At 68.1% G+C, this 14,853-nt stretch carries 16 protein-coding genes; all 16 read right to left on the reverse strand.

The features are described 5' to 3' along the window. Positions 1-8 precede the first annotated feature (8 nt). Positions 9-764 carry a carboxymuconolactone decarboxylase family protein gene (locus CTB96_RS03070; RefSeq protein WP_110125436.1) on the reverse strand — a complete coding sequence of 252 codons (756 nt, stop codon included), beginning with the start codon at positions 762-764 and terminating at the stop codon, positions 9-11. Between the two features lie 9 nt (positions 765-773). Next, complete coding sequence (locus CTB96_RS03075; RefSeq protein ID WP_181397110.1) at positions 774-1,280, reverse strand: twin-arginine translocase TatA/TatE family subunit; 507 nt, start codon at positions 1,278-1,280, stop codon at positions 774-776. Positions 1,281-1,312: 32 nt separating this feature from the next. Beyond that, positions 1,313-2,110 (reverse strand): twin-arginine translocase subunit TatC, encoded by a 798-nt coding sequence (tatC, locus tag CTB96_RS03080; protein WP_345788768.1) that lies wholly within the window; start codon positions 2,108-2,110, stop codon positions 1,313-1,315. 5 nt (positions 2,111-2,115) lie between these two features. Continuing rightward, on the reverse strand, positions 2,116-2,358 hold the full coding sequence (tatA, locus tag CTB96_RS03085) for a twin-arginine translocase TatA/TatE family subunit (protein WP_427846460.1): 243 nt from the start codon (positions 2,356-2,358) through the stop codon (positions 2,116-2,118). 48 nt (positions 2,359-2,406) lie between these two features. Then, on the reverse strand, positions 2,407-3,378 hold the full coding sequence (locus tag CTB96_RS03090) for an intradiol ring-cleavage dioxygenase (protein WP_110125437.1): 972 nt from the start codon (positions 3,376-3,378) through the stop codon (positions 2,407-2,409). A 121-nt stretch (positions 3,379-3,499) separates the two neighbouring features. After that, a complete protein-coding gene (locus CTB96_RS03095; RefSeq protein ID WP_110125438.1) occupies positions 3,500-4,135 on the reverse strand; it encodes a bifunctional 4-hydroxy-2-oxoglutarate aldolase/2-dehydro-3-deoxy-phosphogluconate aldolase in 636 nt (211 codons plus the stop codon). Then, the gene (locus tag CTB96_RS03100) at positions 4,135-5,055 is read right to left on the reverse strand and encodes a sugar kinase (RefSeq protein ID WP_248283187.1); all 921 of its coding nucleotides are present in this window, start codon (positions 5,053-5,055) and stop codon (positions 4,135-4,137) included. Before CTB96_RS03100 ends, CTB96_RS03095 begins: the two co-directional genes overlap by 1 nt. Continuing rightward, entirely contained in the window at positions 5,052-5,888 is an 837-nt protein-coding gene (kduI, locus tag CTB96_RS03105; RefSeq protein ID WP_110125439.1) for a 5-dehydro-4-deoxy-D-glucuronate isomerase, read from the reverse strand. Before kduI ends, CTB96_RS03100 begins: the two co-directional genes overlap by 4 nt. Positions 5,889-5,917: 29 nt before the next feature. Beyond that, complete coding sequence (kduD, locus tag CTB96_RS03110; RefSeq protein ID WP_110125440.1) at positions 5,918-6,682, reverse strand: 2-dehydro-3-deoxy-D-gluconate 5-dehydrogenase KduD; 765 nt, start codon at positions 6,680-6,682, stop codon at positions 5,918-5,920. Then, positions 6,672-7,571, reverse strand: coding sequence for a fumarylacetoacetate hydrolase family protein (locus tag CTB96_RS03115; protein WP_110125441.1), 900 nt, complete (start codon positions 7,569-7,571; stop codon positions 6,672-6,674). Before CTB96_RS03115 ends, kduD begins: the two co-directional genes overlap by 11 nt. Then, the gene (locus CTB96_RS03120) at positions 7,568-8,749 is read right to left on the reverse strand and encodes a glycoside hydrolase family 88 protein (RefSeq protein ID WP_110125442.1); all 1,182 of its coding nucleotides are present in this window, start codon (positions 8,747-8,749) and stop codon (positions 7,568-7,570) included. The genes CTB96_RS03115 and CTB96_RS03120 overlap by 4 nt, the downstream gene beginning before the upstream one ends. Positions 8,750-8,761: 12 nt before the next feature. Then, a complete protein-coding gene (locus CTB96_RS03125; RefSeq protein ID WP_110125443.1) occupies positions 8,762-9,448 on the reverse strand; it encodes a ferredoxin-NADPH reductase in 687 nt (228 codons plus the stop codon). Between the two features lie 5 nt (positions 9,449-9,453). Then, positions 9,454-10,371 (reverse strand): carbohydrate ABC transporter permease, encoded by a 918-nt coding sequence (locus tag CTB96_RS03130; RefSeq protein ID WP_110125444.1) that lies wholly within the window; start codon positions 10,369-10,371, stop codon positions 9,454-9,456. Further along, complete coding sequence (locus tag CTB96_RS03135) at positions 10,371-11,321, reverse strand: carbohydrate ABC transporter permease (RefSeq protein ID WP_110125445.1); 951 nt, start codon at positions 11,319-11,321, stop codon at positions 10,371-10,373. The genes CTB96_RS03130 and CTB96_RS03135 overlap by 1 nt, the downstream gene beginning before the upstream one ends. A gap of 81 nt (positions 11,322-11,402) precedes the next feature. Next, positions 11,403-12,701 carry an ABC transporter substrate-binding protein gene (locus CTB96_RS03140; RefSeq protein WP_110125446.1) on the reverse strand — a complete coding sequence of 433 codons (1,299 nt, stop codon included), beginning with the start codon at positions 12,699-12,701 and terminating at the stop codon, positions 11,403-11,405. Positions 12,702-12,769: 68 nt separating this feature from the next. Next, the gene (locus CTB96_RS03145) at positions 12,770-14,794 is read right to left on the reverse strand and encodes a DUF2264 domain-containing protein (protein ID WP_248283188.1); all 2,025 of its coding nucleotides are present in this window, start codon (positions 14,792-14,794) and stop codon (positions 12,770-12,772) included. Positions 14,795-14,853 lie beyond the last annotated feature (59 nt).

A 14,853-nucleotide genomic window follows, 5' to 3' on the forward strand; every position in this document is an offset into this window, starting at 1 on the left:
CCCCACGGTCAGGCGGCGGTCGTGCCCTCGTTGACGACGCGCAGTCCGTTGAGGGTGCGGGGGTAGCCGATGTAGGGCAGCAGCTGGGTGAGGGTGTCGACCAGCATGCCGCGGTCATTGCCGACGTTGAGATTCGCGGCGACGTGCCCGGCCACCTGGGGCTCGCATCCGCCGAGGTCCACGAGCATCGCGAAGGTGAGCAGCTCACGGGTGGGCAGGTCGATGCCGGTGCGGGTGTAGTGGTCACCGAAGCAGTTGGCCGACAGGAACCGCTGGATGTGTGCCTGGTCGGCCGGCGCGTTGGCGTACATCTGGTCGACGGCGAAATCGCCGACGATGCGCTTTTGTACGGCGAGGCCCTGCTCCGCCCGGGTCTCGGTGGTAGTCGTGGACTGGGCGGGCAGGGGCAGTTCCACGCCTCGCTCCCCCAGAACGGCGTTGGTGACTTGCAGAAAGTCGAACACCTTGGCCATGCCCACATAGGGCACGGCCTGGTAAACGATCTCCTTGACCTCGATCGGAGTCACGCCGACGGTGAGCGCGGCGCCGACCATTACCCGGTACTCGCTCAGCGCCTGCGCCGCGATCAGCGCGGCGAGCTGCACCATGAGCCGGGTCTTCGGAGTCAGCGTGCCCTCGGCCGGGACCTCGCCGAAAGCGAAATTGTCGAAGTACTCGATCAGCTCGGGGTCGGTTCGCGCCAGGGTGGAGACGTGCCCGGGGAACAGTTCGTCGTGGTTCTTCTGCGCGTCGGGAGTGATCATGCTTCGACGCTACGCCGGCACGTCGGAGCCAGGGAGTGCCTGCCGGTACCCCCTCCAGCTGGGCGCCGGCCGCGCCGTATCGAGCGGAGCAGCACCGATCGGTGCCGCATCGACGGGCGCCGTGATGACCGTAGTGGTCTGCTGAACCTCCGCCTCGCTGAGGCGAGTCCGGGAGGTGCGCATCAGCTGGGCGATGCTGGATTCCGCCTGCGCCGGGGCACCGGCCGCCGCAGGCGCAGCTGGGCCGGGCTGTGCCGGCGGGTCCGGCTCCGCAAGTGCCTCCCGGATGATCCGGCGCGGGTCGTACTGGCGGGGGTCGAGTTGCTTCCACTCGGCGACGTCGAATCCCTCGCCGAGTTCCTGCGTGACCCTGACCTGCGCCGCTTCCGAGCGGTCGCGTAGTGTCCGCACGAGGGTGGCCAGCCGGCCGGCATAGAGCGGCAGCCGGTCAGGCCCGATGACGAAGACGGCGATGAGGGCGACGACGATCAGTTTTTCGAAGCTGAGGCCCAGCATGGGTGTTCTCCTTGTGCGGCGGTCACGGGGGATCAGGCGGTGACGGACTCGCGTGAGTCCGCGGTGAGGACGGCGGCCCGGCGGGCGACGCGTCGGTCGTGCAACAGGGCGATGCCGGCTGCGGCGGCGAAGAGCGCGCACATGGGGATCGCGAGCAGGAACATCGACATGATGTCGGCGGCCGGGGTGGCGAGGGCGCAGAACAGCACGATGGCCACCAGAACGAGCCGCCACCCGCGCACGATCGTGATCCCCGGCAGCACGCCGATGAGGTTGAGCAGCACCACGAACACCGGCAGCACGAAGGCCACACCCACCGCGAGCACGAGCTTCATCACGAAGTCGAAGTAGTAGGACGCTTCGAGAATGGTGCTGTCTTCGGCCGACGCGAAGTTCGCGAGCAGCTCGACCACGTGTGGGAAGAGGGCGAAGCCGGTCAGGCATCCGATCAGGAACAGCGGTACGGCCGAGAACAGGAACCCGAAGGTGTACTTCTTCTCGCGTCGGGTCAGGGCCGGCACGAAGAACGCGAACAGTTGGTACAGCCAGACCGGGCTGGAGAGCACGAGGCCGGTATAGAGCGCGATCTTCATCTTGAGCTCGAAGGCACCGCTCACGCTGCCGTAGTTGAGGGTGGCATTGCGCGACTGGGCCAGGGCCACGATCGGTGCTCGCAGCAGGTCGAGGATCGGGTCGGAGAACAGGTAGCCGACGACAACGGCGACGGCCACGCCGATGGCCGCCCGGAAGATCCGCGTGCGGGCCTCGACGAGGTGACCCGCCAGGGGCATCAGGCCGGGTTCGGCCGGCGAGGTCTTCCGGGCGCCCATGTCCCTCAGCGCCCGTCGACCACGGCGACCGAGTGCCCCGTCGGCTCGGCCGGCGAGCGCTCGGTCACTCTGTCGGCGCCGGTCGGTGCCGCGGGTTCCGTGGCCTCGCGGATCTCAGTCTTAAAGATGTTCATCGACTGTCCGACGCTCCGGGCCAGCGCCGGCAGTTTGGTCGAGCCGAAGAGCAGCAGGATGACGACAAGGATGATGATGGCGTGCCAGCCGGTGAGGTTCTGAAGCAGTCCCATGAGTTCGGTGTCCTTCTCTCGGTATCAGCAGGGTGGGGTCAGGAAGGGTTACTGGGTGGGCGCATCGGAGGGCGGGGTGCCTCCGCCGCCACTGGGCGGAGTGCCGCCACCGCCGCCGCCATCGGGTGAGGAGCCCGCGGTAGGTGTGGTGGTCGTGTCCACCCGGGCCGTGAGGTTGACGACGTACCCGGAGGTGACGTCACCGGTCACGGTGGCGAGCTGCAGGGCTCCGCCGTCATCGCCGAAGACGTTGTCGTTGTCGAGGGTGACCTGCGACAGGTTCGCGGTGGAACCCTCGTAGCCGGCCAGCTTGTAGACCGTGCTGCTGGTGTTCTCCGGCAGGGCCGCCTGCGAGGTGGAGATGGCGTTGGCAGCATCCGAAATCGAGTCGACATCGGGGTAGACCTCGAAGTGGATGTGCGGCCAGCGGCCGGTGTAGCAGGCCGGGTAGATCGACGTGAAGGTGACCTGGCCCGCACTGTCGGCGATCTGCACGCCGCGCAGGTAGGTCTCCTCTTCAATGCCGTCGGAGTACATCGAGTAGCCGCCGGCGGCGTCGCAGTGCCAGACGTACACCGCGGTGTCGGCGAATGGCGCATCGTTGTTGTTCATGTCCAGCACGGTCAGGGTGAAGGTCATCGGAACGCCCTCGGCCGTGAGCCCGCCGCCGATGCTCGAGCGGATGTCGCTGCGCACGATGCCGGACTCCTCGAGCACGTTGACCCCGTTGGAGCCGTCGCCGGGGTAGGGCCCGGCGGTCTCGTCCGGGATCTCGCCGGTGCTGGTGGTGGCGGTGGCGGTGGACGTGCTGGTGCTACCGGAGGCATCGGTGGCGCAGGCGGCCAGGGCGACCGCGCCGGCCCCCACACCGATCAGGCTCAGGATGTTGCGGCGGCTGATCAGGGTGCGCAGGTCGAAGGCGACCCCCTGGTCGACGACCTCGTCGTCGGCGCGGTCGAGCAGGCGGCCCTCGTAGGCGGGGCCGGCCGGGGTGGAATCTGGTTCAGGGATGCGGCTCATGGCTGCCTCTCGAATTGGTGTCTGTCATTTCCGGTACGACACCTATCCTGCGAGGGTCACCTGTGATCCCCTTGGCTCCTGCTATGTCATTCCTATGAGCCCTCTGTGCGGCTGACGGTGATCAGGCGCCGGCCGTGAGCAGGCCGGCCAGCTGGGCGAGCTGCCGCGGGTCTTCGAGGGCTGAGCCGACGGCCACCACCCGCACGCCGGCGTCGAGGAACTGCCCGGCGTTGGTGGCGTCGAGCCCACCGGTCGCCACGAAGCGCACCTGCGGGAACGGGCCGCGGATATGCCGGAACCAGTCGGCACCGAGCCAGGCCGCGGGAAAGGCCTTCATCCAGGTGAGCCCGAGTCCGCAGGCGATCTGCACCTCGCTCGGCGTGGAGACGCCGGGCAGCATGGGGATACCGTGCTCCTGGGCGGCGAGCACGACCCGCGGGTCGAGCCCGGGTGAGACGAGGTAACGGGCACCGGCGGCCACCGCCAGCGGGATCTGCCTGGCAGAGACGATGGTGCCAGCGCCGACGATCTTGCCGCGCTCCTCGGCCAGGCGCGCGACCGCGCGGAGGGCCAGCAGGTCTTCGTCGGACTGCAGGGTGACCTCGACGGAGTCGATGCCGAGGTCCCAGGCGGTGGTGGCGAGCGTCACGGCTCGCTCGACGCCCGTGCCGCGGAGGATCGCCATCAGTGGGGCCGTGGCGAACGTTTCGGCGAAGAAGGTCGCGGTGTCGGCGGTCGGGTCGGTCGTCTCGGTCATCACAGCACTCTTTCGTCGATGGAGTCTCCCGTGGTCTGGAGGGTGAGGGCGGCACGGCGATGGCCCGCTCGCAGGCGTTCCGCGGGTGTCGCGCCCTCGAGGAGTGCGGCGAGATAACCGCCGGCGAAGGCGTCGCCGGCACCGACCACGTCGACGACGTCGACCACGAGAGCGGGCTCAAAGACTTCCTGGTCACCCAGGTAGGTCGTCGCTCCTATTGAGCCGTCCTTGACCACGAGTTCGGGCACGTCGGCAAAGTGGGCGCGCACCTCACTGGCCGAGACGGTGCCCCACAGGCTCTCCGCCTCGTCGCGGCCGGTGAACACGAGGTCGGCCCGGCGGGCCAGCGCCGCGAGGGCGTCCGCCGCCACGGCGCAGTCCCAGAGGGCGAGCCGGTGGTTGACGTCGAAGCTGACCAGCACTCCGGCGTCCCGGGCGCGGCGCATCAGCCGGCGGAGGAACCCGGCCGCCGAATCGGAGATGGCCGCCGTGATGCCGGACACATGCAGGATGCGCACTCCCCGCAGGTCCACCAGCTCGGCATCCGCGATCGACAGCTGTGACGCCGCCGAACCGGCGCGGTAGTACCGCACGCCATTTCCGGGATCCTTGACGTACAGCCCGGTCGGATGCACCGGGTCGGTGATCACCGACGACACGTCCACGCCGCGTGCCTTCAGTTGGGCGCGCACCCGGCGGCCGAGCGCGTCGTCACCGAGACGGCTGAACCACCCGGCGCGGTGCCCGAGCGCTGCCACGTGGGCGGCGACGTTCGATTCCGCTCCGCCCGCGTCGAGGCGGAAGTGCTCGGCCTCGGCCAGCCGGTCGCCGGTGAGGGGCGCGACCATCGCCATCGTCTCACCGACGGCGAGCAGTTCCGGGCCGGTGCCGGGCGGCGGCGTGGGCATGACGTTCGTCATTTCAGATCGGTGATCGGGGCGGCATCCATGTCGTCGAAGGCCTGGTTCTCACCGGCCATTGCCCAGACGAAGGAGTACGCCGCCGTGCCGACTCCGGAGTGTAGCGACCAGCTCGGCGAGATGATCGCCTGGCGGTCGGCCACCACCAGATGACGGGTCTCTTCACGCTCGCCGAGCAGGTGGATGACGCGGGCGTCGGCCGGAACATCGAAATAGAGGTAGCACTCGGTGCGCCGGTCGTGGGTGTGCGCGGGCATGGTGTTCCACATCGACCCGGGGTGCAACTGGGTGACGCCCATCACGATCTGGCAGGACTGCACGCCGTTCTCGTGGATGTACTGGTTGAGCGTGCGCCGGTTGGAGGTGACCTGGTCGCCGAGTTCGCGCACGGTGCCCTGCCCGGGCGCGACGAGCGCCGTCGGGTAGGTGGTGTGCGCGGGCGCGGAGAACAGGTAGAACTGCGCTCCGGCCTCCGCGCCGGCCGGCGCATCGGCAAAGACCACATCCCGGATGCCACGGCCGAGGTAGAGGCACGCGCCGGTCTCGAGTTCGTAGGTTTCGCCATCCGCCGTCACCGTGCCAGGGCCGCCGACGTTGATGATGCCCAGCTCACGGTGCTCGAGGAAGTACTCGCTGCGGATCTCGGGGTAGCCCGGCAGTACCAGGTCGGTTCCCGCCGGCACGGCGCCGCCGAGCACGATGCGGTCGTGGTGGGTGTACGTCACGCGGATCTCGCCGGGAACGAAGAGTTCGGGTATGAGGAAGGTTGCTCGCAGGTCGCCGGTGGTCATGCCCGGAATCTGGGTCGGGTTGGTGGCGTATCGCTGTTCCATGGTGCTCCTTGGTCGGTATCGGGTCGGTGTCAGCGCACGAGCCAGCCGCCGTCCACCGGCAGCACGGTGCCGGTGACATAGGCTGACGCGTCGGACGCGAGGAAGACGAATGCGCCCTGCAGGTCGGCGGGCGTACCCCACCGGCCAGCGGGGATGCGGGCCAGGATCGAGCGCTCACGTTCGACGTCGGCGCGAAGGGCCGCGGTGTTATCGGTCGCCATATAGCCGGGCGCGATGGCGTTGACGGTGACGCCCGACGCCGCCCACTCGTTGGCAAGGGCCTTGGTGAGGCCGGCGACGGCATGTTTGGAGGCCGTGTAGGCGGGCACGAAGACGCCGCCCTGGAAGGACAACATCGAGGCGATGTTGATGATGCGCCCGTGGCCTTGTGCCAACATGTGTCGCCCGGCGGCTTGGGAGAGATGGAAGACCGCATCGAGGTTGATCGACAGCACGTCGTTCCAGCTGTCCGCGGCAAAATCCACGGCCGGCGCACGGTGGATGATGCCGGCATTGTTCACCAGGATGTGCAGGTCACCGAGCTCGTCGACCACCTCGGTCACCGCCGAGGCGATCTCGTCGGGAGTGGCCTGCACCAGGTCTCGCCGGATCAGGTGCACCCGCCGGCCGAGCGCACGGATCTTCTCGGCGGTGTCGCTCGCGTCGGCACGGTCGAGCAGCGCGACGTCGGCGCCGGCCTCGGCCAGGGCGAGAGCGGCGCCCTGGCCGAGGCCCCGGGTCGAACCGGTGACGAGGGCGACCTGCCCGTCGAGGCGGAAGGAATCAAGAATCATGGCGGTCCCCGATCTGGTTGGTGCTGATGGGATCGATGAAGGTGGTGGTGAGTTCGCCCAGGCCGGCGACCCGGATGGTCACGGCGTCGCCGTGGCCGAGCGGCCGGTGCTCGTCCTGCGCCTGCGGCAGTTTCTGCGGGGTTCCGGTGGAGATGACGTCCCCGGGCTCTAGGGTCATGACCTGGCTCAGGTAGTGCACGAGGAACGCCATCGGGAAGATCATGGTGGCGGTGCTTTGCGACACGGTCACGACGCCATCCCGAAGAACCTCGACGAGCAGGTCCTGGGGGTCGGGCACCTCGTCGGCGGTGACCAGTTCGGGGCCGAGCGGGCCGAAGCCGTCGAAGCACTTGCCGAGTTCCCACTGGCTGGACCGGCCCTGCCAGTCCCGGTCGGAGATGTCATTGAAGAGGGCGTAGCCGGCAACGTAGTCCAGGGCGGACTCGAGCGGCACGTCATGAGCGCGGCGGCCGATGACGATCGCGATCTCGCCCTCGTAGTCCACGGAGGTACTGGCGCGCGGCAGCACCACCGGGTCACCGGGGGCCCCCAGAACGTTCGGCGTCTTGACGAAGACGTCGGGATAGGCCGGGTCGCCGGCAGTCGGGTCCTCTCCGGCAGGCACGTGCCCGCGGTAGTTGTAGCCGAGGCAGACGATCTTGCCGGGCCGCACGGGAGGGAGCAACTGCACATCGGCCAGTAGAGGCAGGCCCTCTGGCGATGCCGCGGCACGCTCGACCACGCCGCGGGTGGCGGCGAGAGTCTGCGCATCGCTGATGATCTCCTCGACGGTGAACGGGCCCAGTCTCACGACGAGATCGCCACGGTGCGAGGCGATGACGGCGCCGGCCTGAGCGCCGCCGGGGCGGGCGTAGCTGATGAGCCTCACCAGAACGACTTCCAACCGGGCAGGGCGACCCTGGTGAGCGCTTCGAGATAGAAGTAGTCGCCCCACAGGGTGCCTTCGTCGACGCCGTTGTTCTTCGGCAGGTCGTACACGCTGTGCAACAGCAGCGCGTCGGAGTCCTCGGGGGTGGCCGGCGTGTAGTTCTCGATCAGGGAGGCGAGCATGGTGTGCGCCGCCTCGGTTGCGCGGGTCGCGCGCTCCCCTGCACCCTCGAGATCGGCGAGTTCGAGCAGACCGCACACCGCGATCGCGGCCGATGAGCTGTCGCGCGGCGCATCGCTGCCGTCGTTGTAGACGAGGTCCCAGAACGGCACCGAGTCGGCAGGGAGGTGGGCGAGAAAGTAATCGGCGCAGCGCCAGGCAGCGTCGAGGAGGAGCGGGTCACCGGTGGCGCGGTAGTTCAGCGCAAACCCGTAGATACCCCAGGCCTGGCCGCGGGCCCAGCAGGAGTCGTCGAACGCGCCCTGTTCGGTCGCGCCGCGCAGCGCCTCGCCGGTTTCGGCATCCCAGTAGAAGGTGTGGAAGGTCGAGTTGTCGGCGCGCACGATGTGCTCGCGCAGTTGAGCAGTGTGACGGCGCACGGCGTCGGGGTAGCGCGGGTCGCCGGTTTGCTCGCTGGCCCAGGTGAGCAGCGGCATGTTCATGAGGCTGTCGACGATGGTGCGCCCGCGCTGCCTCGGGTCGGAGAGGTCGCCCCAGGCCTGGATGATGCCGGCCGGCTCGAGCAGTCTGAGCATGAGGTGGTCGGCGGCGAGCAGCGCGGCCTCGCGGCCTTCGGTGTCGCCGAGCAGACGCCAGGCCGGCACCGTCGACAGGCTGTAGAGAAAGCCGAGATCGTGCGTGTCGAGGTCTTCGCCGGCCCTCACCCGCCGGGAGAAGTCCGCCGAGTGGGCGAGGGCGGCGGTGCGGTAGGCGTCAGTATGGGTGAGCTCCCAGGCCAGCCACTCCATGCCGCTGAAGAAGCTGGTGGTCCAACCGCGGTTGCCGCCGAGCGGGAAGCCGGTGACCGCCGGCCGCGGTAGGTACCGTCCATCGGTGGTGGTGTCGTCGGGGTAGCCGGCACCGAAGGTCGCACTGTTGCGGAGCACGGTCTGGAGCGCGGCGGCTATCGCCGTGTCGACCGAGGTTTCGGTCGTACCGGGCGTGAGTGGGGTCGTCATCGGTAGTGTTCCTTAGCTGCGGCCCGGCGCGAGCGCCGGGACCTCGTCGATGGAGAGAACGGGTCGAAGGGTGTACCGGGAGTTCGCCCAGGCGAAGTACAGCGCCGGCGCGGCGGTCAGGCCGAGCGCGATGGCGGGCATACTCGCGAACAACGCGACCTGGGTGCCGATCACGAGCAGGGAGACGACGGTCAGGTACCACCGGCGCACGCACAGGTAGAGGCTCGCCCGGATCACGTCGAGGAAGCGGGCTCCCGGAACATCCGAGATCGCGACCAGGCTGACCAGGGTGACTGCGCCCACCAGCACGGTGAGCACGGCCAGAACGGGAACAATCACGACGGAGAGGCCGCTGTCGGCGAAGAACCGCAGGTCGACGATCAGCACGACCACCACGGCGGTGGCTGCGCCGCCGAGCAGGAACGCTCGACGCCAGGTGGCGAGCCAGCCGGCCAGGAAGGCGCGGGCGGGGGTGACGCCGTTGCGGCTGAACTCCCGGAAGGTGGCGAACGCCGCGCTGACGCCGGGGGCGCAGAACGGTGCCGCGGCGGCCAGCAACGGCCAGGACCGGGCGGGGTCCGTCGTGACCAGCAGCAGCACGAACGGGAGGCAGGAAATGACCAGCAGCACGTTGGTGATCAGGGCGAGATAGACCACACCGGCGATCATCGTGTAGGTGCCGTGCGCGAGTGGCTTCATCTCGATCAGCCCTTCATTCCGCTGGTGGCCAGACCCTCGACGAAGTACTTCTGTCCGACGAGGAAGATGATCGCGATCGGGATCACCGAGATGGTGAGTCCGGCGAACAGCAGGGCGTAATTCGTGTCGAAGAGGTTGCTCACGAAGCTCTTGAGGCCGAGCTGCACGGTCCACAGGTTCGGGTCGCGCAGGTAGATCAGCGGGCCGAGGTAGTCGTTCCAGGTATTGACGAAGGTGAGCAGGGCGAGGCTGGCCAGCGCGGGGACCGACAGCGGCAGCATGATGCGCCGCCAGATGCCGTATTCGCTGAGCCCGTCCAGGCGGGCGGCCTCGGAGAGTTCCTCGGGGATGGTCTCGTAATACTGCTTCATCAGGAAGACACCGAATGCGCCGAACGCCTGCAGCAGCACGATCGACCACAGCGTGTTCGAGACCTTGAGCTCCGACATGAGGATGAACTGCGGGATCATGTAGGACTGCCACGGCACGGCGATGGTGCCGATGTAGACCAGGAACAGCGCGTCCCGGCCGGGGAAGCGGATGCGGGCGAAGCCGTAGGCGGCGAACGATCCGGTGAGCACCTGCAGGAACGTCACCACCACCGAGAGGAACATCGTGTTGCGAATCCAGGTGAGCATGTCGCTCTTGGTCCAGATTTCGACGTAGTTGTTCCAGACGAAGATCTCGGGGAACCAGGTCACCGGCACCGAGAACACCTCGTTCGAGGTCTTCAGCGAGCTGATCACCATCCAGATGAACGGGGTGAACAGCCCGAGCGCGGCGATGATGAGCACGGCGTAGCCGGCCACCCGGCCCGCCCGCCGCAACGGCGTGCCGGCGCGCGGGCGGTGCTTGGGTGGGGTGGAGTCTGCGAGCTTGCGCAGCCCGCGAACGTCCTCGACGGGAACCATGAGACCGGTCATCAGGCACTCCTTCTCTTATTGGCGAGAAACTGCGCCACGGTCACGGTGATGCAGAGGAAGAACAGGGCGACGGACGCGGCGGAGGCATAGCCGAACTGGCTCTCCTCGAATCCCTTGGTGTAGATGAACTGGGAGAGCACGAGGGTGGACTGGCCCGGTCCGCCCTCGGTCATCACCAGGATGAGGTCGAAGATCTTGAACGAGTTGATGGTGAGCATCACGGTGACGAAGAAGGTGGTGGGCCGCAGGCTCGGCATGGTCACGTTGAAGAACCGCTGCAGCGCGTTGGCGCCGTCCATCCGGGCGGCCTCATGCAGTTCGCGGGGCACGGTCTGCAGCCCGGCGAGGAAGAGGATCATGTAGTAACCCATGTCGCGCCAGGTGCTGACGATGACGACTGCCGGCATCGCCCAGTCCGAGGAGGTGAGCCAGCCGGGCGGGTTCTCGAGGCCGAACGCACGCAGTACCTCGTTGATCGGGCCGTAGTCGGGGCTGAACAACAGGTTCCAGACGATGGCGATGGCCACAATGGACGTGATGTACGGGAAGAACGCGGCGGTGCGGAAGAACGCGACACCGCGCAGCTTGCTGTTCAGCAACAGGGCGAGGCCCAGCGCCACGGCGAAGGTCAACGGGATGTGCAGCACCGAGTAGTAGAGGGTGTTGAACAGGGCGATGCGGAAGCTGCCGTCGCCGACGAGGCGCTGGAAGTTGTCCAGGCCCACCCAATTGGCGGTGCCGAAGACGTTCCAGTTGGTCATCGACATGTAGAACAGCACAACGATGGGCACGAGGGTCAGGGCGGCGAACCCGACGAAGTTCGGCAGGATGAAGCTCCACCCGACAAGGGCGTTTCTCCTCGCGAGCCGGGAACGCCGGCGACGCAGCGACGGCGACGGGCCGGCGGCGACGTCAGTGCCGGCAACGTCAGTGGCGGTTGTGGTCGCCATGGGTGGATCTCCTTCGATGAGGGGGAGGTGCGGGGGTGGGCAGCCGGCCTCTGATGCGCCAGGGCCGGCCGCCCAGGGGTGTTAGTCGAGTCCGACTTCGTTCTTCACGCGGTCTTCGGCGGTCTTGATCGCGCTCTCGATGGGCTCAGACTCCGACATGACGGCGGTGTGCAGGTCCATCAGGATTCCCTGGATGGCCGCCGTCTTGCTGGACGTCGGGTTCTCGGGCAGGGTCTTGTGCGTGGAGATGGCGAACTTCGACAGCTCGTCGGTGGGGCTGCCGTCGACGGAGAAGTAGGTCTCGACCACGTCGTCGTTCAGCAGCGCCGGCGTGATGCCGATCGCGGCCAACGCCTGGGCGGCCTCTTCGCTCGCGGCGTAGGCGAGGAAGTCCTTCGCCGCCTGCTCCTTGTCGTCACCGATGGCGGCGTTGATGCCGAGCCCGGTCGGGTCGCCGAAGGTCACCGGAACGTTGTCGGTGCCGGTGGTCTTCTTGTCGTACTGCGGGGAAGGAGCCACTCCCCACTCGAAGTCGTCGGCCTCGCCGGATGCCTGCTGGGCGATGAGGGTGGCGACGTACCACGATCCCATCGGCAGCATCGCTGCCTTCTGCTTGCCGAACTCGCCCTGGTAGGTGAGCTGGTTGGCGTTGCGGGTGTTGAAGTCCACCTGACCGCCGTCGTCCTGCATGCCGAGCACCCGGTTGTAGTAGTCCTCGAGGTGGCCGAAGTCGCCGCTAAGGATGTCGGCCTTGGGAGTCTGCGCGTTCGCGAACCCCTGAACCGTCGACTGCCAGCTGTGCTGGTACCCGCCGAAAGCGGGCTTGGCCGAGAGCGCAGTGGACAGTTCGGACTCGAGGTCCGCGTAGTCGTCCCAGGTCCAGGAACCGTCGGGGTACTCCACGCCGGCCTCGTCGAAGAGCGCCTTGTTGTAGTACACAACCCAGGAGTCCTGGCGGTACGGCACCGCGTAACTGGCGCCGTCGATGTCGTACGCCTCAGTGCCGCCGATTCCCTCGGGCAGTTTGACGTCGGAGACGTCGAGCAGCTGGCCGCCCTCCTGGTAGGTCGAGACGAACTTGACCTCCTTCTGGGTGATGATGTCGGGCCCGGACCCCGCCGCGAGGTCCGCGGTGAGCAGGGTGTTGTAGTTCACCGGGTCGTATTCCTTGAGTTCGACGGTGACCTCGGGATACTTCTCCTCGAACCCATCGGCGAGAAGCTGGAACTCTGGTGTGGTGGCGATGCTCCACCCCGAGACGCTCAGCGTCACCGGTCCACCGGGTTCGGCGGGCTCGGCCGCCGGACTGGCACTGCAGGCGGCGAGTGCCAGCGTGGCTACCATCGCCACTCCTGCCGCGGCTACAAACTTGCGCTTCATTGCTGCTCCTTTGTCATTGCTTGTGATTGCTCGTGCGGATGCCAGAACCCGACGCGGATTCTGTCGTTCTACCGTTCTGCCTGTGCAGCAGTGCGGTGGTCGGTGAGGGTGCTCGACGTCTGTGCGCCGTCGGGCCAGGTGATGTCGGCCGCCCAGTAGTCCCCGGCGGCGACGACATCGACGGTGCAGTCGAGTTCCCCGGTCACCAGGCCGGTGAGTTCGAGAACGGTCGCGGTCCACGCGCCCACCGCGACGGGATATTCGACCGTTGGCACGGCGGTCACGCTGCCCAGCGGGGTGGCGTGCGACCGGATCACGACGCCGGCGACCCCTGCCCCGACGACAGCACGGATGCCGCTGCTGCGTTCTGCCGACGCGGCGCGGGCGCCTTCGGCGGTTGCGGTGGTGATGGGCGCTGCGCCGGAAATCGGCCACCCGCCGATCCGCAGGTGCAGGGTCTCCGCCGCGAGTCCGGGCTCCAGCGATTCCACCCGGGCGAGGCGCACCTCCCACGCACCGCGCACCAGTGAGTGCACGGTGACGCGACCAGCCACCGTGACGGAGCCGTCGAGGCCGGATCCGTGCCGGTGCCCGGACGGGTCGGCGATGAGCCAGTGCGCGGCCGAGGTGGATGCGGAGATGCCGACAGTGCCGTCGGCGTCATCCTGAACCCGCACCTCGACCAGCGTCATCGCCGCACGGTGGGTGGCCCGGCCGGACGGATCGACAATGCTGACCGTCTGCTCGAGCGGGTTCTCCCAGGCCTCGGCGTCGAGCAGCGGGCTGGTCGCCGTCGAGTAGCCGATGCGGGCGTAGAGCGGGGAGTCGCCGACGAGGCTGTTCTCGGTCGCGTGGTCGGTGCCGTGGTTGATCACGCGCACGATGCCGTCGGCCCGGGTGCCGGAGACGATCCAGCCGGCCGCGCGCACCGCGCGCAGGGTATCGCCGGTCTCGACCGGGAGAGGTTCGGCCGGCGCCGCCCACACCGGGTGGTCTGCCGGAAGAAGGACACCGAGCAGGCCCTTGACGGCCCAGTAGGGAGAACCCGGCCCGGAGTACGACTGGGCCAGGGCACGCCATTCGTCGTGCCAGCCCATACTGAGCAGTCCGGCGGCAGTGGGAACATCGTGGTCGGCGAAGTGGGCGACGACCCGGTTGGCCGCATGTCGCAGGGTTCCGGCGGACAGCGACGGCACCTCGGCGAGAACACCCACCCAGAACGGAGCGGCTGCAGCGAAGCGGTAGATCAGGCTGCGGCCCTGCAGCAGCGGCGAACCGTCGGCACCGATGAGGGTGACGGCGTCGAGCAGAAACCGGTCCAGGCCGGCGACGTCGGCGGCGGTGCGGCCGTTCGCGAGTTCGGCCGCGCCCTGCATGCGCGACCAGAGCACCGGATAGAGGTGCAGCGCCCAGCCGACGTAGTGGTCGAACGACCTCTCGTCGCCGTCCGACATCCAACCGTCTGCCCGGGCGAACGAGTCGTGCCGGGCCAGGTCGTCCGCGATGTCCTGGGCCGACCACGGGCCGCCCACCGATCGGAGGAAGGTCTGCACCACGAGGCGGAACCAGACCCAGTTGGTCTGCGGGTAGGTCGTGTCGCCCACCACCGGCGAGAAGTACTCGATGACCCGCTGTTGGGTGAGGGCGTCGAGGTGGTCCCAGATCCACGGCCGGGTCAGGTCGAGGATCAGGGCGATAGACGCCGCCTCCACCTTCGCCTGCGGGTGTTCGTCCAGCCGCACCCAGCGGTCGGGCGCGTCAGGATCGACGCCGGTACGGATACCGTGCCGGTAGAACTCGATCAGGGCGTCCAGGCCCTCCCCGCGCTCGCCGGCGATGCGGAACCCGGCCAGCAGGAAGGTGCGGGCGAATCCTTCAAGACCATCGACCGCCCGGCCATAACCGCCCTCTGCCCCTGGCGGCGTGATGCGAGCGTGGCCCGGGGAGGCCCAGGCCTGGGCCCCGGCGAGAATCGAGTCGGCGTAGGCGACCCACTGGCTTCTGGACCATTCGGTGTCGTGCGAACCGTGGATGCCGGCGGCATCCGCTGAGCCAGACCCACGTGAGTGAGTGGCGGGGGGTTCGGTGATCACCGGTTTCTCCTTTGAATGGTGCAGCCGACGCTTGAAATCGACCGTTGTGCGAACATATC

The organism is Cryobacterium arcticum (assembly GCF_003185895.1).
GTDB lineage: Bacteria > Actinomycetota > Actinomycetes > Actinomycetales > Microbacteriaceae > Cryobacterium > Cryobacterium arcticum.